This window comes from Paenibacillus montaniterrae (assembly GCF_018403185.1).
Taxonomy (GTDB): Bacteria; Bacillota; Bacilli; order Paenibacillales; family Paenibacillaceae; genus Pristimantibacillus; species Pristimantibacillus montaniterrae.
Map to the genome: position 1 here is coordinate 159,488 of NZ_BOSE01000004.1, position 20,382 is coordinate 179,869.

General features: G+C 46.3%; 16 protein-coding genes. 5 read left to right on the top strand and 11 right to left on the bottom strand.

The genetic code is table 11. The features are described from left to right. Nucleotides 1–47: 47 nt before the first annotated feature. Genes KJS52_RS12305 through KJS52_RS12315 form a run of 3 tightly spaced genes read left to right on the top strand, consistent with a single transcriptional unit; the run spans nucleotide 48 to nucleotide 3,186 of the window. Nucleotides 48–761: a polyphosphate polymerase domain-containing protein gene (locus KJS52_RS12305; protein WP_213515462.1), complete on the top strand. Its 714-nt coding sequence runs from the start codon at nucleotides 48–50 to the stop codon at nucleotides 759–761. Continuing rightward, a complete protein-coding gene (locus tag KJS52_RS12310) occupies nucleotides 761–1,486 on the top strand; it encodes a DUF4956 domain-containing protein (RefSeq protein ID WP_213515463.1) in 726 nt (241 codons plus the stop codon). The genes KJS52_RS12305 and KJS52_RS12310 overlap by 1 nt, the downstream gene beginning before the upstream one ends. Before the next feature lie 17 nt (nucleotides 1,487–1,503). Next, nucleotides 1,504–3,186 (top strand): CotH kinase family protein, encoded by a 1,683-nt coding sequence (locus tag KJS52_RS12315; protein WP_213515465.1) that lies wholly within the window; start codon nucleotides 1,504–1,506, stop codon nucleotides 3,184–3,186. A 228-nt stretch (nucleotides 3,187–3,414) separates the two neighbouring features. Here KJS52_RS12315 and KJS52_RS12320 read toward each other — a convergent pair whose 3' ends face one another. From KJS52_RS12320 to KJS52_RS12365, 10 genes are all read right to left on the bottom strand, one after another. Beyond that, the gene (locus tag KJS52_RS12320) at nucleotides 3,415–4,698 is read right to left on the bottom strand and encodes an MFS transporter (RefSeq protein ID WP_213515467.1); all 1,284 of its coding nucleotides are present in this window, start codon (nucleotides 4,696–4,698) and stop codon (nucleotides 3,415–3,417) included. Nucleotides 4,699–6,038: 1,340 nt separating this feature from the next. Beyond that, nucleotides 6,039–7,535 carry an alpha-glucosidase/alpha-galactosidase gene (locus KJS52_RS12325; RefSeq protein WP_213515469.1) on the bottom strand — a complete coding sequence of 499 codons (1,497 nt, stop codon included), beginning with the start codon at nucleotides 7,533–7,535 and terminating at the stop codon, nucleotides 6,039–6,041. Between the two features lie 485 nt (nucleotides 7,536–8,020). Next, nucleotides 8,021–8,929 carry an AraC family transcriptional regulator gene (locus tag KJS52_RS12330; protein WP_213515471.1) on the bottom strand — a complete coding sequence of 303 codons (909 nt, stop codon included), beginning with the start codon at nucleotides 8,927–8,929 and terminating at the stop codon, nucleotides 8,021–8,023. A gap of 16 nt (nucleotides 8,930–8,945) precedes the next feature. Further along, nucleotides 8,946–9,668, bottom strand: a complete 723-nt coding sequence (locus KJS52_RS12335; RefSeq protein WP_213515473.1) for a nucleoside phosphorylase — start codon at nucleotides 9,666–9,668, stop codon at nucleotides 8,946–8,948. Continuing rightward, on the bottom strand, nucleotides 9,669–10,343 hold the full coding sequence (locus KJS52_RS12340; RefSeq protein ID WP_213515475.1) for a sulfite oxidase-like oxidoreductase: 675 nt from the start codon (nucleotides 10,341–10,343) through the stop codon (nucleotides 9,669–9,671). 108 nt (nucleotides 10,344–10,451) lie between these two features. Further along, nucleotides 10,452–11,375, bottom strand: a complete 924-nt coding sequence (locus tag KJS52_RS12345; protein WP_213515478.1) for an ABC transporter permease — start codon at nucleotides 11,373–11,375, stop codon at nucleotides 10,452–10,454. Beyond that, the gene (locus KJS52_RS12350) at nucleotides 11,359–12,426 is read right to left on the bottom strand and encodes an ABC transporter permease (RefSeq protein ID WP_213515480.1); all 1,068 of its coding nucleotides are present in this window, start codon (nucleotides 12,424–12,426) and stop codon (nucleotides 11,359–11,361) included. Before KJS52_RS12350 ends, KJS52_RS12345 begins: the two co-directional genes overlap by 17 nt. Continuing rightward, on the bottom strand, nucleotides 12,419–13,918 hold the full coding sequence (locus KJS52_RS12355; RefSeq protein WP_213515482.1) for an ABC transporter ATP-binding protein: 1,500 nt from the start codon (nucleotides 13,916–13,918) through the stop codon (nucleotides 12,419–12,421). Before KJS52_RS12355 ends, KJS52_RS12350 begins: the two co-directional genes overlap by 8 nt. Before the next feature lie 78 nt (nucleotides 13,919–13,996). Continuing rightward, entirely contained in the window at nucleotides 13,997–15,058 is a 1,062-nt protein-coding gene (locus KJS52_RS12360; protein WP_246563484.1) for a BMP family lipoprotein, read from the bottom strand. Between the two features lie 180 nt (nucleotides 15,059–15,238). After that, nucleotides 15,239–15,709, bottom strand: a complete 471-nt coding sequence (locus tag KJS52_RS12365; protein ID WP_213515483.1) for a MarR family winged helix-turn-helix transcriptional regulator — start codon at nucleotides 15,707–15,709, stop codon at nucleotides 15,239–15,241. A 254-nt stretch (nucleotides 15,710–15,963) separates the two neighbouring features. On the opposite strand from KJS52_RS12365, the gene ilvD reads away from it, so the two are divergent. Next, nucleotides 15,964–17,649 (top strand): dihydroxy-acid dehydratase, encoded by a 1,686-nt coding sequence (gene ilvD / locus KJS52_RS12370; protein WP_213515485.1) that lies wholly within the window; start codon nucleotides 15,964–15,966, stop codon nucleotides 17,647–17,649. A 111-nt stretch (nucleotides 17,650–17,760) separates the two neighbouring features. Here ilvD and KJS52_RS12375 read toward each other — a convergent pair whose 3' ends face one another. Continuing rightward, nucleotides 17,761–19,062, bottom strand: a complete 1,302-nt coding sequence (locus KJS52_RS12375; RefSeq protein ID WP_213515487.1) for a polysaccharide deacetylase family protein — start codon at nucleotides 19,060–19,062, stop codon at nucleotides 17,761–17,763. Between the two features lie 164 nt (nucleotides 19,063–19,226). Here KJS52_RS12375 and KJS52_RS12380 point away from each other — a divergent pair, with 164 nt between their 5' ends. Continuing rightward, nucleotides 19,227–20,357 (top strand): AI-2E family transporter, encoded by a 1,131-nt coding sequence (locus KJS52_RS12380; protein WP_213515489.1) that lies wholly within the window; start codon nucleotides 19,227–19,229, stop codon nucleotides 20,355–20,357. The last annotated feature ends 25 nt before the right edge of the window (nucleotides 20,358–20,382 follow it).

A 20,382-nucleotide genomic window follows, 5' to 3' on the forward strand; every position in this document is an offset into this window, starting at 1 on the left:
ACAATGAGTCTATCAAACAAACATTGTAACAAGAAACGAGGTGTACGATGAACCAGTCGCTAAAATACCGTAACGAATTCAAGTATTATATTAGCCCTCACCAGCGATTTCTTATAACGCAGAAGCTAAAAGGAATCGTGAAGCTTGATCAGCATGCAGCTGAACGCGGCGAATACCATATTCGCAGCCTCTATTTTGATGATGCGGCCAACACAGCGCTTCATGAAAAGCTCGGCGGCATTAGCCAGCGTGCAAAATATCGCATTCGCATTTACAACAAATGCGATCAAGTCATTCACTTTGAGAAAAAAATTAAATATCGCGAATATATCGCCAAAGTGAAGGAGCCGATCACCCGCGACATGTATGAAAGGCTGATCCAAGGCGACTATGAGGTGCTGAAAATCGGCAGCAGGCCGCTGCTGCTGGAGGTCTATGAGCAGATGAAGCACTATTTGCTCCGACCAGTAGTAATCGTTGACTATGTGCGTGAGCCCTACGTCTACAAATACGGCAATGTGCGGATTACGTTTGATAAATATTTGCGCACGGGCTTAAATCAAACCGATATTTTCAACCCTGAGCTGAAGCCTGTCTCCGCACTGGATGACGACAAAATCATTATGGAAATTAAATATGATGAGTTTTTACCTGCACCAATTCAAGCCGCTCTGCAGCTTGACGGACTGCACCGCACATCAGCTTCAAAATATGTTATCTGCCGCAAATACAATAAGACGAATAATTGGGAGGACTATTAATGAACACAACAAATCAAGCTGCCACAGCAGCAGAAACATCAACTACTTCAACAAGCTTTACGGATATTATTAAAAATTCCGTATTGGAAAACTTCGGGACAGACATCGCCATTAGCGAAATTTTAATCTCTTTAAGTGTAGCATTTTTACTCGGATTATTTATTTATTTCTTATATCGTCGTATCTTTAGCGGCGTGCTTTACTCCAAAAGCTTCAATGTCGCATTAATCGGCATGACGATGATTACCGCGACCGTTATTATCGCCATTAATTCCAATTTGGTGCTATCGCTCGGGATGGTTGGCGCATTATCCATTGTACGCTTTAGAACGCCAATTAAGGATCCGACAGATCTAATCTTCCTGTTCTGGGCTGCTGTTGCCGGCATTGTGACAGGCGCAGGCTTCTATACACTAGCTATACTCGGCTCATTAATTGTTGGGCTAATTCTGTTCTTCTTCATTAAAGGAAGCTCACCAGAAGCTCCTTATTTGCTGGTAGTCAACTGCAGCAGCGATCAAGCAGAGCAAACCGTCGAGCAGCAGGTTGCCAAAGCAGTCAAGAAATTCAATGTTAAGCAAAAAACAGTGACCGCCGGCAACATCGAGGTTACGTATGAGGTGCGTTTGAAGCAGCAGTCCGGTTCCTTTGTAAATGGAATTTCCAGCATTTCCGACGTACAAAGCGCGGTACTAATCAGCTATAACGGCGACTATGTTTCATAGAAGAGGGGGGAACTCTAATGAAGCAGCATAGCAAAACCTGTGCTTTATATGTATTGCTGTTGATCGCGGTATTGTCCGGCTGCTCGAATGCTGATTCCAAGCCTTCTACGAAAACAATTGCAACTATATCAGAAGACGGGCTGGATGAAACCATTTTCCCTAAAAATAGCATTGTCGACGTCAAAATAACGATCGATGAAGCTGATTTTCAAGCGATATTGGATAATCCGACTGCCGAGCAGTATTATGAGGCCAGTGTTAATTATAACGGAAATTTGCTTGAAAACATTGGATTTCGCACCAAAGGCAACTCCAGCTTGCGGTCCGTGGCAGGAATGAGCAATTCAAACCGCTACAGCTTTAAGCTTTCACTGGATGAATATGTTACACAAAGCATAGGCGGCATTACTAAAATTAATTTGAACAATGAGTACAGCGATGCAAGCTATATTCGCGAGTTTTTAGCTTACGAAATCGCCGAGGGCATGGGCATTCCAACACCAAAATACTCCTTCGTCAACGTATACATTAATGGCGAGCTATGGGGCTTGTATACCGCGGTTGAGCAAATGAGCACCGCTTTTCTGGAGCGTGAATTTGGCACAACTACAGGAACATTGTATAAATCAAATGGAGGAAATGGCGCCGACTTGACTGCGCTTGAAGCATTTGAGGATTATACCGGGCTGGATGTGAAGCATGGAAATGCAGATGAGCAGGCACTGGTTGCCATGACGGATACACTTAACAATGGCGAGGCCTCCAGCTACAGTGAGGTGCTTGATGTTGAAGCAGCTCTGCGCTTTATCGCCTTTAACACAGTTACGGCCAATATGGACAGCTATGCAGGAAATTTCAAGCACAATTATTACTTGTATGAGCTGGATGGCAGCTTTACGATCATACCTTGGGATCTTAATATGGCGTTTGGCGGCTTTGGCGGATCAGGCATACTGATAGATGAGCCAACCGGCGTTGCCTTGGCCAGCCGCCCGCTAATCGCCAAGCTCATTGCGGACGATACCTATCGCGAGCAGTATCACCAAATTATTGAGGATATGATCAATACGTACTTTACAGATGGCCAATTCGAAAGCCGCGCTCGCGAGCTGCAAGCGTTAATTAGCGACGCAGTGCAAAACGATGCTACTGCCTTTGTTACGTTCGAGCAATTCGAGCAAGGAGTAGACGCTTTAATCGAATTCGCCAGTACACAGGTCGATTCCATTAATAAGCAGCTTAGCGGAGAAATAGCTAGCGCTGGAGACGGTTCAGGCTCGGCAAGCAATGGTCCAGGCGGTGGCATGGGCGGCGATATGTTTGGCGGCGGAAGAGGCAACCGAGGCAATGGGCAAATGCCTAATGGCGAGCAAGCTCAAATGCCTAATGGCGGGCAAATGCCTGATGGCGAGCAAGCTCAAATGCCGAACTTCGGCAACGGGCAAATGCCGGACGGCCAGCAAGGGCAGTTGCCAGACTTCGGCAACGGACAGATGCCGGACGGCCAGCAAAACTGGGGAGGGCGAGGTCAAGGTGGCTTCAATGGACAATTCCCTGGGGGCTTTATGAATGGCGAAGCTGGTTCAGCTACTGTATCCGTTCAAGACCAGCAAAACCACTTTAAAGCAACACTAATATGTGCAGCACTATTAATAATTGGCTGTCTAATCATCGTATTATGGCGCAGAAAATCGCTTTAAAGATCGTAAAAACTTGGAAGTTAATGATGCAGGCGATTATTCTCATTGTATTATACTAAGCTTCGTCAATTTCAAGCTCTTTCTTGAGCGTATTATAATGCTTGGAGCAGCTTGATAACAACAGAATAGAAATGAGTAATAAAGCCAACACAACAGCTTTTCAGAAAAATCGGGGGCGTTCCTTTGACAGAACGTCCCCGTTTAAGTATGTCTATATTTCTGAAAGCTCTATTTGTTCGCTGCAACAGATGCAGCCGTCTCAGCCTGCTCGGCTTGCTCTGGCCGGATGAACAGCAGCAGCAAAAACTGCGCAGCAGCCATTGCCAGAATAACAATTGCCAGCCATATTGATTGCAAATCAGTTGCCAGCATAATAAGAATAGAAATCGCCACTACGCGACCGGCGTTAAGAAACGCCTCGCGCATTACGACCGATTCAACCTTAAGCTGTCCCTTTAGAGGCAAGCCGCTTATTAAACGATAAAAATATGAGGTCATCGAATTTACTGTAAGCGGATTGCAAACCGAAAATACGACCATAAAGATAATGACCGACCACAGCTTTACTTCAATTAACAGCATAGACGCAGCCAGCACTACTGCAATTGTTGCATACAAAATGTATTTGCGCGCCTGCTCCTTCTGCGCTCTGCGCGAAATTACATAGCCAGTCGCGACCGTAATGCCCGAGAACAAAACGCCGAAATAACCGACAAGGTCCTCTCGTTCGACTGCCTGGAACAGCAATATATTAGGCAAAAACAGCATAATGCCTTGAAACAAGCCAAATACAAAAAAACCGCAAAGACTGTAAAGCCACAGCTTGTTCTTTTTCATAACAAGCCCGACATATTTCAAATAATAGGCTTTATGATGGCTGACAATCGCCTTAATTCTCGTACTAATAATGGCAGCCACGACAAACATCACAAATGCAAACATAAAAATTGTCAGATAGCCCTGCAGCCCTTCCATTCTTGAAATGATAGAGCCTGCTAATGCAGGACCGGCCAAACCAGCCGAGTTGAACGTTACCATATTAATGGCCAAATAGCGGACACGATTACGATCCGTAGACACATCGTATTGCAGGATCAAATATCCTGTCCAATAGAAGCCGGAAGAGATGCCGTTAAGCAACGCAAACAAAATAAAGTAATCGGGCACCGATTCGCCAGTAATAATGACCAGCAAATAAAAAGCCGCGCAAAGCATAATGCCAAGCCGATAAACGACCATTCGGTCGAGCTTTTTCGCAATTAATCCTCCAATTGCAAAAGCAAACGGAGTCATCGCAAAGTTGACGATGTTGTAAATAGCATTGATCGTAAAATCCTCTGTCAAGCGCCACAGGTACAAATTAAGAAACAGCCCTGACATCGACGCGCCGAATTGAAAGCTGGCATGAATAATTAACGAAATAATCGCTTCCCTGCCTAAGCGTTGATCTGGTGGTACTGGACTGCTGGAAAATCGTTGGCGAATTTTTGCAATGAGGCTCCACTGTGACATACAGCTTCTCTCCCTTGTATGTAAGTTGATCTCCAATCATTGATCAGTTTACCATACAATACAGCCTCGTGAGCGGCTAAACAGAAAAAGACCGATATAAATTATCGTTTATACGTACGTGTACTCATCCAGTAATGAGAACAATTTAAGCGCTGCGAGCAATGCATCCTCTAGTCAGCGCTGCGGAGCAATGCATCCTCTAGTCAGCGCTGCGGAGCAATGCATCCTCCAGTCGCTTTTTAAATCGTAATGCTCTTATTTAATTTTTAAGGTAACATTACGATGTTAAAGGCGACCCACTGCGTTTTTCGGATGCTTTGCTCCTCCGCTGGTGCTTTTTTTTGTTGTTGAGTGCGCTACGAAGCAAGCGTAGCGGATCAAAGTTCAGCGCTACGGTGCTTTTTCTCAGGCAGGTCCTTAGAAGCTTGGATGCTAGTAGATGGCGAAGAGCGCAGCATAGGCAAAAAGCTACATGAGCACCTACAATGTTTCCGAAGGAAACATACGTCGGAAGCATAACCTTTCGCTAGCGTCCAAGATTCGCCGTCGAATCCACTACAACGCAACCGCATCGTCATCAAAGTCGGATTTTGAACGCTCCTCTTCCAATAAAGGTTCGAAATTCGGCTTTCAGGACCAAGAAGATGGCACGATACTAGAGGGCGAGGAGCGCAGCGTAGGCACTTGCTACGTGAGCACCGGAGCACTCGGTAGCGTGACATATTCGCCGTCGTGTAATCCTCACCGCAACTACATCGTCATCAAAGTCGGATTTTGAACTACCCCTTCCAATGAACGTTCAAAATTCGGCTTTCAGGACCAAGAAGATGGCACGCCAGTAGAAAGCGAGGAGCGCAGCGTAGGCATTTGCTACGTAAGCACCGCAGTTTTCGCTAGCGTCCAAGATTCGCCGTCGAATCCGCTACAACGCAACTACATCGTCATCAAAGTCGGATTTTTGAACTACCCCTTCCAATGAACGTTCAAAATTCGGCTTTCAGGACCAAGAAGATGGCACGATACTAGAGGGCGAGGAGCGCAGCGTAGGCACTTGCTACGTGAGCACCGGAGCACTCGGTAGCGTGACATATTCGCCGTCGAATCTACTACAACGCAACCGCATCGTCATCAAAGTCGGATTTTGAACGCTCCTCTTCCAATGAAGGTTCAAAAAGTTGGGCTTTCAGGACCAAGAAGATGGCACGCTAGTAGAAAGCGAGGAGCGCAGCGTAGGCACTTGCTACGTGAGCACCGCAGTTTTCGCTAGCGTGACATATTCGCCGTCGAGTAATCCTCAACGCAACTACATCGTCATCAAAGTCCAGCTTTTTGAACTACCACTATAAGCGTTGCTTGGCTTTATCCGATTCACCTGCATTCCTATTAGCCCCTTCGCGATCCTGCTCCATTTCCTCTACTGTTTTCACCTTCAGCCTTGCAGCTCCTGCATACTGCTTAGTTGGGATAAGCGGTCCGGCAGCGAGACGCTGCTTGGCTGCAGCAATCGCCTGCTCATACTGCGGCAGCCACTGCTCTTGTGCTACCAGCATTTCATCAACAAGCTGCCAAATTTCTTTCGGATTGCATACTGCTCCAACAAGCGGATCCATCATAAACGCTTGGCGCAGCAATTGCTCATCCCCATGCACCGCTGCCTCGACAGCGAGACGCTGCACCGATATGCTTGCGTTGCATACTGCGGCTGGTCCGAGCGGCAAATCACCAACGACAGGCATCGAAATGCCATTACGATCGACGTAGCCGGGCGCTTCAATAATTGCATCCGCTGGCAGATTCGTAATAATGCCCCGATTGACAACATTAAAATGCCCTCGATATATGCGTCCTGTCTCCAGTGCTTCAATAATGTAGGAGCCATGCTCCTCTCCACGATTTTCCTCAATGAACCGCATCGGCTCATCCTTCATCCAATTTGGGAAATCTGTTTCAAACCAATTGCGCCCTTCCGTACATACGCGCAAATAGCCGCCAGTTTCACCGTTAATCCATGAGCTTAAATCAATCCAGTCGATAATTTCGTCACTGCGCTTGCGGTACCAAGGCACATATTCGCTCAAATGTCCGTTCGACTCTGTGCTGTAATAGCCAAAGCGACGCAGCATATCAATTCTTACTTTTTCCGTACGGCTAAAATCAGGATGATTTTCGAATGCCTCTAGTAAGCCAGCTGTCAAATCCTTGCCTTTATGCTTAATGGAAATGTACCACGTTTGATGGTTAATGCCAGCACAAATGATATCAACATCTTTTTTCTCAAGCCCGTAAGCTTCGGCAATTTGCCGATGACCGCCCTGCACGCCATGACATAAGCCGATCGTCTTAACTCCTCCGTACTGATTGCAGGCCCATGTAAGCATGGCCATCGGATTCGCATAATTAAGCAGCAACACATCTTTTGCAGCCACCTCGCGAATATCGCGGCAAATATTGAGCATTTCTGCAATACCTCGCTGACCGTACATAATGCCACCAGCACAAAGCGTATCGCCGACACATTGATCAATGCCGTACTTGAGCGGAATATCAATATCGGTCGTGAACGCCTCCAGACCGCCGACGCGAATCGTGCAAATGACATACTTCGCATTGCGCAGCGCTTCTCTACGATCTGTTGTCGCCGAAATGTTGATGCTCAAGCCGTTTTCATCAATATCTCGCTGACATAGCGCACGCACCATCTCAAGATTTTTCTCACTAATGTCCGTGAATGCAATCTCGATATTGTGAAATTCCTTCACTGCCAGTAAATCGCGCAGCAAGCCGCGCGTAAAGCCGATTGAGCCTGCACCGATAAACGTAATTTTAAATGTCGACATAAAAACGCCTCCTTGTCTGTTGTCGCCTTTATTGTAGCAACAGCAAGCAAGGAAGCGTTATCGGGTTTGTGACTATTATATATTAATACCTGTCAACTATTCTAACCTTTTTGAGAGGAGGTTTAAAAATGGGGACTTTGATGACGATGTGACTTCTTTGTAGCATATTCGACGGCGAATCTTGAACGCTAGCGAAAACTCCGGTGCTCACGTAGCTTGTGCCTACGCTGCGCTCCTCGCTTTCTACTAGCGTCCAAGCTTCTTGGTCCTGAAAGCCCCCATTTTTAAACTTTCATTATAAGTGAGGTTCAAATTGCACGACTTTGATGACGATGCGGTGCTTCGTAGTGGATTCGACGGCGAATATGGCACGCTACCGAAGGCTGCGGTGCTCACGTAGCTTTTGCCTACGCTGCGCTCCTCGCCTTCTAGTATCGTGCCATCTTCTTGGTCCTGAAAGCCCTAATTTTAAACTTCAATCTACATTATTGTTCTAGCCCATTGTAATATTGGCGATTGCTTTGTTCGCGATATTGTATGGGGGTAAGTCCAGTATGCTTTTTGAATAGCTCGTGAAAGTATTGGCGGCTGTTAATGCCGACGAATTCGCAAATATCGGACATCGCAATATCTGTTTCTCTTAGCAGCATTTTCGCCTTGTCCAGACGAAACTGGTTAAGATAATGGATAATTGTCATTCCGGTCTCCGCTCGAAAGACGCGCTGCAAGTAATTCGGATGGACGTTGACGTATTTGGCAAGCTGCTGAACGGACAGTGTGCCATCGTAATGCTGTTGAATATAGCTTTGCACCTGCCTCACATAATGCTGGGCTGCTGAGGCGCGCGGTGGTGAATCGGCTGAAGCGCGGTACAAGCCAGCGATCAGCAGCATAAGCTGCGTAAACAGCAACTCCTGCTTCAGACTGCCCTGCTCAAGCTGCTGATCAAGCTCCAGCACGAGACCTTTCAGTGCCGCATACACTTCATCAACATCGCGCAGTACGACATAGGCACCAATATGACGCAGCAGGTATGCCAGCTCCTCGCTTTGCGCGGCAAGCTCGCTAATCGTGGGCAGCACTCGCTTGCTGCACTGGAAGGTAAATTCGACATTAAGCATTCTGCAGCCGCCTTCTTCCTTTACGAGCAAACGATGCGGCACTTTGCCGTCCAGCATAATGAACTCGCCCTTTTTCATTTGAAAAAGAACCGATGCTGATGAGCCCGCAGGCAACAGCTCGATATGGCAGTGCCCGTTAATGACATACATAATTTCAATGGAAGGATGCTGGTGAAAGTCCATTTCATAATTGATCCACTGTCTGTAATAGTAAGCGCTGAACAACGGCTGACTGGCATGCTCTAGCTGATGCGCATCAAATAAGTTGCCCATCCTATCCCCACCTGCTTTATGATGCTAATGCTGCAATCGCCTCTAATGCTGCTTGAATTTCACGTTCAACGGCATCGCTTACGACCGTTGTATGCGGATCGTATTCTGCTGCCAAATCGGCATCAGCGTAGCCGTCCAACGCTACAATTGCGCCCGCGCGCACACCGCGCAGTGCTGCTATAACATACAGCGCGGCAATTTCCATCTCAACTGCCAGCGCACCTGCTGCTTTATATTGCTGATGCGGGATTTCGACTACCCCATTAAAGAAAACATCCAGCGTAACAGTTAAGCCCTTCTTAACGATGCCGCCTTGAGCCTGCGCCGCTTGATAAAGCGCTTGAACGACCTCGCTGTCGCCAATCGCAGGAAAGCCATCTGGCACAAGCTGCTTCGTTAAGCCGTCGGTGCGGATCGCGCCTGTGCTGACGATAAGGCTGCCAGCCGGATGCTCTGCCGAATAAGAGCCGGCCGTACCGACGCGAATCAGCGTATGTACGCCACCTTTAATCAATTCCTCGAAGCATACTGCAGCGCCAGGACAGCCAACGCCGTGACTAACTACAGCCAGCTCAACTCCTTTATAGGAGCCAACAAAGGTGCGGTATTCACGCGCATAGGCCAGCTCCTTGGCATTATCCAGCTTGTCCGCGATTTTTTTCGCGCGTCTCGGATCACCGCAAACAATCGCCAGCTTTGGCAGCTGCTCCGCATTTACTTCTAAAATCGATAGATACATTTAGTCGTACTCCTTCCCGTGCCATTCATCCTCAGGCAAATCAAAGCCTTCTCCCGAAAAGCGCTGCTCGGCAAATGGCTCAGCATAGTTGTGAAAGCCATTTTGCTCCCAGAAGCCCGGTGCATCCTCTTTCATAAATTCAAAGCCGGTAATCCATTTGCAGCTTTTCCAGAAATAAAGGTGAGGCACAATAAGGCGCATCGGACCACCGTGCTTAGCCGTTAGCGGCTCGCCTTCATAGGCATGTGCCAGCAGTATGTTGTCGCGCAGCAAATCCTCCAGCGGAATATTCGTCGTATAATCGTTGTCGCCATGCACCATTACGTATTTCGCTTCCGGCTTTACGCCAAGCTTTGGAAACAAATCGGCAAATTTAATGCCAGTCCAGTGCGTATCCAGCTTCGACCAGCGAGTCACACAATGAATATCGCATGTTATATCCGTTTGCGGCATGCTCATCAGCTCATCGAAGCTAAAGCTTAGCTCCCGCTCAACCTCGCCAAATACTTTAATGCTCCACGTTGCAAGATCATATTCAGGAACGTCTCCCTCATGCAGAATCGGAAAACGATCTGTTACTGTTTGACCAGGGGGAACGCGATGTGCCAGCTCAGGCGGTACATTTACAGCTAACGGGGCCTTCGTTTTTTTCAAACGCTCAGCTTTTTTATGCATAGTATATCCTCCTCCAAATCATAGATGTTTTTCATGTTATGTTCGCATGCTGCAAGCACACTGCAGCATGACCGGCTTATGCAAATGCAAAATCAGGGCTGCTCAGCCTTAGCGTGAGCTGCCGCTTGATTTTTTAGCTTCATCCTTGTAGCCTGAATTTTTGAAGAATATCATGGCGATAATCGTAACGACAAAAGGCAGCATCGCTGTAATATTCGACGGAATCGAGAAGTTTTGCAGACGATAGCTTAACGCCTCCATAAAACCGAACAGCAAGCTTGCTCCCGCTACGCCAATTGGATTGGATTGGCCAAGCATCGTTGCGACAAGCGCAATAAAGCCGCGACCATTGGTCATTCCTTCCGTAAACATCGTTACATTGCCGAGAGAAAGCTGAGCTCCTGCCAAGCCGCACAACGCGCCGCAAATAAGCACGGCTACATACTGCGTCTTTTTCACATGAAGTCCCAAGCTTCTTGCAGCGATAGGATTTTCACCTGCTGCCAGCAAGCGGAAGCCAGCAACTGTTTTGTACAAATAAATTTGCAGCACAATGACAATAATGATCGCTGCATATACGAGAATCGACTGTCCCGACAGCACGTCGCCAAGCCATGGAATATCCTTCAGTACAGGAATGTCCAGCTTGGGCAGTCCCTTCATATCCTTGTCATAATAAGCGCCTTTTACATCAAATATTGCCCGCAAGGAGAAGGTCGTTAATCCTGTGGCCAGGAAATTGAGTGCAATCCCGACGACGATCACATTGGCCTGCAAATTGATGCTCATATAAGCAAACAGCAGTGAAAAGACCAAGGTGCAAACGACCGAGAACAGCACAGCCATCGTAATGCTTCCCGTTAAGTAATTGCCCAAAATTGCCGAGAAGGCTCCAACCAAAATCATCCCTTCCAGGCCGACATTAAATAGGCCGACACGAGCGCATATTGCTCCGCCAAGTGCTGCCAGCAAAATCGGAGCAACCATACGTAATGCTGCAGCGAACAATGACACATCAAACAGCTGATCCATCTTTTGCCCCCGCTTTCTTACGTTTAATAAATGAAATAGTAATTTTAGCTGAGATAAACAAAATTAAAACAGCTTGAATGATGCTGGAAATTTCCAGTGGCACATCGGTATTGCGCTCCATGCCCATGCCGCCTGTTTGCAGCGCTGACAGCAATAAAGCAGCAAAGGCAGTGCCAATCGGATTGGAATTGGCAAGCAGCGTCGCCATAATGCCAGACCATGCATAATTGGCTGCCGTTAATGAACCGTCAAGAAAACGATATTGAGTCCCGAGTACTTCCGATGCTCCGGCCAATCCGGCAATCGCACCGCTGACAAACATGCTTATAATCATAAGCTTGCCGCGATTTACTCCACCGTAGCTAGCAAACAGCGGATTGCCGCCCATCATGCGAATTTCATAGCCCTTCGTTGTATGCTTCATAAACAGATGCATTCCAAGCGCCAGCACAATCGCGATTACGAAGCCAAGATGTACGGTCATCCCTTGAAACAGCTTCGGAAACATTGCACTCGCATCGATCATTTGTGTTTGTGACAAGGCCGAGGAGCCTGTCCGATCTTTAAACGGATAGGCGACCATATAGCCTGCAAACAATGTGGCGATATAGTTGAGCAGCAGTGTCGTAATAAGCAGGTTCATGCCAAAGCGTGAATCAAGCCAGCCGGCAAATGCCGACCATAGTCCGGCGACAATGATTGCCGCAATAATGGCTGCCAGCATTTTAATTAGTCCAGGTCCCGGGATATACAAGGCAGTCAAGGCAGCGCTTAACGCCCCCAGCACCATCTGCCCTTCTGCTCCCATATTGAAAAATCCTGCGCGGAAGGCAAGCGCAACCCCGAGTCCAACTAAAATAATAGGCGTTGCACGCGCTAATGTATTAGTCAGAAAGAAAAAATTGCCAAATGCGCCCTTCCACATTTCACGATAGGTCTCCAGCACATCGCCGCCTACAAGCAAAATCGCGATGGCTCCAACCAGCAGGCCGGCAACGATAGCGAGCAGCGGCTGTATCAGTGCTTGTAAAGTATCCTTCAGTTTATCCAACCGCTTTCCCTCCTGCCATCAACAAGCTGATTTGCTCCTCTGTTGCAGTTGCAGCATCAAGCTCGCCTACTATTTTACCTTCATACATGACAAGAATCCGATCCGCAAGCTTCATAATTTCGGTCAGCTCGCTAGAAACGAGCAGAATAGCCGCACGCTCTTCACGGCGCTTAAGCAGCTCGCCATGGATAATTTCCATTGCGCCTACGTCAACTCCGCGCGTTGGCTCTGCAGCAATTAAAAATGGAGACTGCTGGGCAATTTCCCGTGCCACAATCAGCTTCTGCAAATTACCGCCCGACAAATACTGTGCTTTCGTGTTCAAGGAGCCCGTCTTGATTGCAAATCGGTCTACCCATTCCGACACAAGCGTGCGAATCGCCTTGCGATTAAGAATACCTCGCTTGCTCGTCGAGGCTAAATGCCCCATAATGCCATTATCTGAAACGGTCGCTTCCTTCGATACTCCCCATAGATAGCGATCCTCCGGGATATGCGCCAAGCCGCTGTCTCGAATTTGCTTTACAGAAGCGCCGGTTACGTTCTGATCCTGAATAACAATTGTTCCTTCATCAATCGCCATAAGTCCTGAAATAGCCTGTAAAAGCTCGGATTGCCCATTGCCTGATATGCCGGCTACGCCAACGATCTCGCCTTCACGCACCTGAAAGCTGATGCGGTCCAGCAATGGCTTTGCTTTATTGCCTTTAATCGACACCCCGCTTACATCAATGACCGGCTTGCCAGTCTCAAGCGTGCTCCGTTCCAGCTTAACCAGCTCGCGTCCAACCATCATCCGTGAAAGCTGCTCTTCATTCGTCTCGCCAGCGTTAACAGTCCCCGTGACGACGCCATCGCGCAGCACCGTAATACGGTCAGATACCTCCATAATTTCACTGAGCTTATGGCTAATAATGATAAAGCTTTTGCCTTGTGCCGCCAACGATTTAATGGAGGCCAGCAGCTCTTTTACCTCTAACGGCGTCAAGACGCCAGTAGGCTCATCAAGAATAATAATTTCCGCACCTTGATGCAGTACTTTTAAGATTTCTACCCGCTGCTGCATGCCAAGCGAGCAGTCTGCTACTTTTTTCTTCGGATCAACAGGCATATTGTATTTTTCCGAAATTGAAATCGTTTCTTCGATTGCCTTCTTGCGGTCAAACATCATGCTCTTCTTTGGTTCTCTGCCGATTACGATGTTTTCGGCGATTGAGAATGCTGGGAACAGCATAAAATGCTGATGCACCATGCCGATTTTATGCTTGATCGCATCGGTTGGATCGTGAAAAACAACTGGCTGCCCGTTTATTTTGATATGCCCGCTTGTAGGACTTTCCATACCGTACAAAATGCGCATTAGCGTAGTTTTCCCCGCACCATTTTCCCCAATCAGTGCATGGACCTCGCCTTTGCGCAAGTTAAAGCTGACATTTCGATTCGCCGTGACCAAGCCGTATGACTTCGTAATGCTGTCCATCTCAAGCAGCATACAAACGCTCCTTTCAAACAATGAAACCGGCTGCATAGGCTGCAGCCGGCAATTAACTAATCGTTAAGCGGCGTAAAACTATTCTTTCGTAACAGAAGCGTCGATCTCGCCGTTTTTAATGCCCTCTGCAATTTCTTTAAGCTTTGCAATATTTTCCTCACCAATTGCCTCGCTTAGCGGAGATTCAGAGTCTCTTGTTACAAATGTAAGACCAACACCATCTTCTGCCAAACCATAGTAAGACGGACCATATTCAAACGTACCTTCCACGAACTCTTTTACTGTTTCGTAAGCAACTGTATCTACACCTTTAAGCTGGGAAAGAATGATATGCTCAGGGTCGTTAATTGTACGGTCAACGTCCTGACCAGAAGTGTAGAAGCCTTTTTCCTTGGCAGCATCAAATACCCCAAAGTCACTTACAGCAGACATGCCTGCAATAAAGTCAGCGCCTTGAGAATGCTGCACCATCGCAAGCTCTTTCGCTTTAGCTGTATCGTTAAAGCCGCCAACATAGCTTACAAGCACCTTGGCGTCAGGATTTGTATGCTTCAAGCCTTTTTCAAAGCCGACTGTATACTTGTCCATTAGCTCGCCCTCAATTGCAACGATGTTGCCGACGACATTGCTTTCAGTAATTAGCCCTGCTGCCGCGCCAAGTAGAAACGATGCTTCATTTTCTTTAAAGGCAACACTGCGAACATTCGGTACATCCGGAACAACCTGGTCAATAATGGCTAGCGGCAATTCAGGATTTTCAGCCGCGATTTTTCTTAATGCATCCTCTGCCTGGAACGTTGCTGTAATGATCAAATCATATTTTTCAGCTACAGCAGCGCGGAAGTTTTGCTCGAATGCGCTAGCATCGGAGGATTCGATCGTTTTTACTTCAACGCCGAAATCTTTTCCTGCTTGTTGAAAGCCTTTATCCATCAATTCGAAAAATGGGTTAACGCCAATTTCCTCAGGTAGCACTAGAGCGATTTTCATATCTTTTTTCTCGCTATCCGTGTTTGAAGCATTGTTGCTGCCAGTGTTAGCAGCATTATTTCCCTGATTGCCATTGTTGCCGCCGCCGCACGCTGCAAGCAAACCAATAACTAGAGCCAGAGTCATAAGTACAGCCAGTCTCTTTTTCACAGTTTGTTCTCTCCTCTTTAATGTTTTATTCGACAAATTCCTACTTCATCTTACACAATCAGCGAAAATTTTTAAGCAGAAATTTATATTCTTCACAAATTTGACACATTTATAAACGATTACATTGTGATAACATTGTACATTTGTCGCTTATGCTTCTGCCTATCGGTTTTATCCTTATTATTCTGCTGCCTGCAGCTCTTCTTCGTATTGAAGCATATTGCCGCGCAGCTTTGTAAATAAGTGTAACCCAAACCTCATTTCCTCATTACTCATCTCGGCAAATAAATGCAGCATCAGCTCTCTGCGAATTTGCTTGATTTCCTCTGCTCGCTGTCTGCCTTGCTCAGTTAATGAAAGCATAACGACTCTTCGGTCACTTTTATCCTTTTCCCTTGTAACCAAGCCATATTCGATCAGCTTGTCCGCCAACCCTGTTACTGCACCGCAAGTAATATGAAGCTTGTCCGCCAAATTAGAAGCCTTCATCGGTCCTTGATCGGCAATCGTCGTTAACAGGCGAGCATGCGTCAAGCCAATGCCTACCGTGCTGTGCTTGGCCCAATAGTTGTTAATCATGCTGCGAATTTCACGAAACAATTCATCAAGCTGATACATCAGCTCGATATCCTGCTTTTCTTGTATCGTCATTTTTTGCTGCTCCTCTCCTTTCAACTTTATCCATCATGTTTCGCCTTATCACTGTCAAATGTACATATATTCAGTATAGCAAATTAATGTTTTGCCTGCTCTATTTCCTTGCAATATCCGTGACAACTTTGTAGCCAGAACAAGCTCAGTGTGCTAATATTACAACTATAAGCTTTTATGTTTTTACACTTTTACTGCGCAAGCAATGACAATTTGCGTCATTGCATTGTATTCATACAAGGAGGATCTTCATTATGGCAAGACAAAGAATGCGTTCTGATATGATTAAACGCGGTTTTGACCGCGCACCTCACCGCAGCCTGCTGCGCGCTGCCGGTGTTAAGGAAGAGGATTTTGACAAACCGTTTATTGCAGTATGTAACTCCTATATCGACATCGTTCCAGGACATGTACATTTGCAGGAATTTGGTAAAATTGTAAAAGAAGCGATCCGTGAAGCTGGCGGCGTTCCTTTCGAATTTAATACGATTGGTGTAGACGACGGTATTGCGATGGGTCATATCGGCATGCGCTACTCGCTTGCGAGCCGCGAAATTATTGCTGACTCTGTCGAAACAGTTGTCAATGCGCATTGGTTCGACGGCATGGTCTGCATTCCAAACTGTGACAAAATTACACCGGGCATGATTCTGGGCGCGCTTCGCGTCAACATCCCTACAATGCTTGTAAGCGGTGGTCCAATGAAAGCGGGCAGAACATCCGATGGCCGCGCCATTTCCTTGACTAGCGTATTTGAAGGCGTAGGTGCTCACCAATCCGGCCTTATTAACGATGAGCAATTACAAGAGCTTGAGCAATTCGGCTGTCCAACTTGCGGCTCCTGCTCTGGCATGTTCACAGCAAACTCTATGAACTGTCTGGCTGAAATTCTTGGTCTTGCTATGCCTGGCAACGGCACAATTCTCGCTGTATCACCTGAGCGCAAGGAATTTGTTAAACAATCTGCTCGTCAATTGATGGAGCTGATTAAATTGAACTTGAAGCCGCGCGACATCGTAACGAAAGAAGCAATTGACAATGCCTTCGCTTTGGATATGGCGATGGGCGGTTCAACGAATACAGTGCTTCATACGCTTGCGATTGCTCATGAAGCTGGCATCGACTACTCCATTGAAGATATTAATGCTGTTGCAGAGCGCGTGCCGCATTTGGCTAAAATTGCGCCTGCATCCGATTACCATATTGAGGATGTGCACAACGCTGGCGGCGTAAGTGCAATTATTAACGAGCTGCTTAAGAAAGAAGGCGCCTTGCATCCTGAGTGCATCACTGTTACAGGCAAAACGCTGCGCGAAAATGTAGCTGGCTGCGAAATTAAGGATCATGATGTTATTCATCCACTAGAAAATCCGCACTCTGAGCGCGGCGGACTAGCTATTCTATTCGGTAACCTTGCTCCGAACGGCTCTGTTATTAAAACGGGCGCAGTTGACAAATCGGTTGGCGGCTACCATAAAGGCCCTGCTGTTTGCTTCGACTCTCAGGATGAATGTCTTGCTGGTCTGGCAAATGGAAAAATTAAAGAAGGCGATGTCGTTGTCATTCGCTATGAAGGCCCTCGCGGAGGTCCTGGCATGCCTGAAATGCTTGCTCCAACATCGCAAATTGTTGGTATGGGTCTTGGTGCTAAGGTTGCACTTATTACGGATGGCCGCTTCTCTGGCGCGTCCCGCGGTATTTCCATCGGTCACGTATCGCCTGAGGCTGCTGACGGTGGTCCGATTGCTCTTATTCAAGATGGCGACATCATTGAAATCGACATGAATAACCGCACTATTAATTTGCTTGTTAGCGATGAGGAACTGGAAGCTCGTAAAGCGGCTTGGCCGGGCTTCGAGCTAAAAATCAAGCGCGGCTACCTCGCTCGCTACGCACACCTTGTTACAAGCGCAAATACAGGCGCAGTAATGAAAATGTAATCAGCTTTGCTGTAAGGCTTGACAAAGCTTCTATAAAATGAATTTTAGCAGCACAAAGGGGTTGTCCAGTACGGACAACCCCTTTGTGTATAGTAATATGATGATTGCATACTAATGCTTGAAATTCTCCATTAAATAACGAGTAGACATGAGCAATATTTTCGGCTCTTCTATCGTTTTCGCTTGGGTAGCTGCTTGCTGAACTGTAGATTTTTGCTTTGGTGTTAACACCTTCATTAACATATCCAGATACAGCTTCGTGCTCCTTTTAAAAAGTCCGTTAGGCAAGTCATGGATCGTAAAGCCAAGCTTGTCCGCGCCACGATTAATCATCGTAATGCCTTGAATCGCTTTAATTGGCTTGTCTCTAACCTCCTCTTGCAGCATGCTTGCAAGACGCGGCAATGCTCTTTCCACCTCGCGGATCATTTTAATCGCGATGGCTAACGGATTTTTTGAGGTAAATGCGATTTCTGACAGCTTCTTATTATCAAAATGCAGCTCGACGAACAAATCTCCCTTGCGCAGCAGCTCTCCATTTTCTAGCGGCAGCTCTTTCCCCTTATAGGTAAGGAGTCGATAGTGGAAAAATGGCGATCCGGCAACGTAGACAGATTTCAAGCGCATGATTTTATGAAACAGTGTTTCCCAGGCAAGCCATAGCTTAATAACGAGCCGTTTCCCTAAAGAACGCTGTTGCTTCACTCTTTTGTCAGTCAGCTTTATCAGCTCATCCACTGTTACCATTTTCAGTCCCTTTTCCGTTGCAGCCTGCATATAAGCTTCCAAAGCAATAAGCATATTGCGCGGCGCATCTACATCCGCACCTAATGTGCGACCGCAATCGTGCAGCAGCAGCACCTCTCCTGGAGCAACCTTTTTCAGCATTCGCTTTTTCAGCTTCTCCGCAGTCAGCTTTTCCGACCAATCGCCAAATAAAGCTGACCACAGTACAATGTTAAGCTGTGATACATTACGATAATCAAACAGATTCATAATGCCCCAAGGCGGACGATAGTAAATCGAACGCTCGCCTGTTACGCTCTCAATAATATCATTAGTAAGCTCGATATGCTTCTTAACGGTTTTCGGACGCATAAACCAGTTGGTCTTATGCTCGTAGTTGTGAACTCCTATTGTATGACCTTCATTCTTCATGCGCATTAAAAGCTCAGGATGCTGTTTGGCATGTACGCCAACGACAAAAAACGTTGCTTTGGCATCATACTTTTTCAGCAAATCTAGCAATTGTTCAGTATATACAGGATCAGGACCATCATCGAAGGTTAGCGCGAGCTCTTGCTTGACAATACCTCTTTTAAATACGCGATAACCAAAAACTCTGCTCAGCAAGCCTGGAATAAATGCATAGAAGGTCATAAAATAAAAGCCCCAGGTCAATAGATTTTCCATGATTGTATTCCTCACCTAAAAAATGATATAGTCAATATATGCTAATCATATTTAAATATTTTGTTAAAGACACTAGCTAATATTGTAGCATATTCTCACTTTTTTCTCACTAGAATTAACTATAGTAAAAATATGTTTCGTAGAAAAAGAAAGGATGGTTTTATTTGCTGCCTTTTTATAAGAAGTACTGGAGGACTATATTCGATATTGGTCTAATTGTACTAACTGTCTTCCTTGCTATGTGGCTGTTTAGTTTAATTTATAATGTTGCAAAGCCGATTTTTTTTGCACTGGTCATCTTTGTTTGTATCGAGCCGCTAGCCAAACGGCTGCATAAGCTTGGAATGAAAAAAAGCATTGCTGCGGCCATCTCAGCAATCCTGTTCACCTTAATTGTACTTGGAGCAATCGGAGCACTTATTTTTATTGCAACGGTACAAGGCACTGAGCTCATTTCCAACTTGCCGAAATATCAAAAGATGCTGACCGCCAACATTACAAACGGCACGCTGTATCTGCAAGAGCAGCTTGGACGTCTGCCTTTTGATTTTGACGTTGTTAATCAGCTTACATCGGCATTGCAAAGCGCTTCAGACAAGATCCAGCAGTGGCTGATGGCTGGGCTAACCTTTGTCATTAGTTCGATTACGTCGTTTACTTCCTTTGTGTTTAATGCTGCTGTCGGCTTGATTTTAGCTTACTTCCTTAGTATTGAAATATTGGACTGGAAACGAATCGCTAATGAGAAAACGCCAAATACATTTAAAAAAGCATTTTTCTTTTTGCGTGACAACGTACTGAGAGGAATTTGGGTATATATAAAGGCACAGGCCAAGCTGATTAGCGTAACCTTTCTCGTTATTCTTGTTTCGCTGCTGCTGCTTGGTGTTGAGCATTCACTTGTCATTTCCTTAGTTGCCGCCTTGTTCGATATTTTGCCATTGCTTGGCGTCAGCACAATTTTTATACCATGGATTACTTATTTATTTATTGTTGGAGATTACTCTCTGGGCATTTGGATTACTGCATTATGGCTCGTTGTCATTTTAGCGCGTCAGCTGCTTGAGCCAAAAATTACAGGCGATTCGCTGGGCGTATCCGCATTTACGATGCTCGCTTTTATGATTATTTCGCTTTCCTTGTTCGGCGTCGCAGGAATGATTTTGTCGCCGGTGTTAGTTATTTTGATTAAAGCGCTCTATGAGCAAGGATACTTTAAGCAATGGATTCGCAAGCCTATCGGTGAATATGATACGATGGAGCCGGTCGAAGAAGATGTTGATAAAGATAAATAAGATGCAAAAACAGCCTGCTGTGCAA

Coding starts and splice junctions, on each gene's coding strand:
- KJS52_RS12305 (WP_213515462.1), top strand. CDS start 48: ATGAACCAGTCGCTAAAATACCGTAACGAATTCAAGTATTATATTAGC.
- KJS52_RS12310 (WP_213515463.1), top strand. CDS start 761: ATGAACACAACAAATCAAGCTGCCACAGCAGCAGAAACATCAACTACT.
- KJS52_RS12315 (WP_213515465.1), top strand. CDS start 1,504: ATGAAGCAGCATAGCAAAACCTGTGCTTTATATGTATTGCTGTTGATC.
- KJS52_RS12320 (WP_213515467.1), bottom strand. CDS start 4,698: ATGTCACAGTGGAGCCTCATTGCAAAAATTCGCCAACGATTTTCCAGC.
- KJS52_RS12325 (WP_213515469.1), bottom strand. CDS start 7,535: ATGTCGACATTTAAAATTACGTTTATCGGTGCAGGCTCAATCGGCTTT.
- KJS52_RS12330 (WP_213515471.1), bottom strand. CDS start 8,929: ATGGGCAACTTATTTGATGCGCATCAGCTAGAGCATGCCAGTCAGCCG.
- KJS52_RS12335 (WP_213515473.1), bottom strand. CDS start 9,668: ATGTATCTATCGATTTTAGAAGTAAATGCGGAGCAGCTGCCAAAGCTG.
- KJS52_RS12340 (WP_213515475.1), bottom strand. CDS start 10,343: ATGCATAAAAAAGCTGAGCGTTTGAAAAAAACGAAGGCCCCGTTAGCT.
- KJS52_RS12345 (WP_213515478.1), bottom strand. CDS start 11,375: ATGGATCAGCTGTTTGATGTGTCATTGTTCGCTGCAGCATTACGTATG.
- KJS52_RS12355 (WP_213515482.1), bottom strand. CDS start 13,918: ATGCTGCTTGAGATGGACAGCATTACGAAGTCATACGGCTTGGTCACG.
- KJS52_RS12365 (WP_213515483.1), bottom strand. CDS start 15,709: ATGACGATACAAGAAAAGCAGGATATCGAGCTGATGTATCAGCTTGAT.
- ilvD (WP_213515485.1), top strand. CDS start 15,964: ATGGCAAGACAAAGAATGCGTTCTGATATGATTAAACGCGGTTTTGAC.
- KJS52_RS12375 (WP_213515487.1), bottom strand. CDS start 19,062: ATGGAAAATCTATTGACCTGGGGCTTTTATTTTATGACCTTCTATGCA.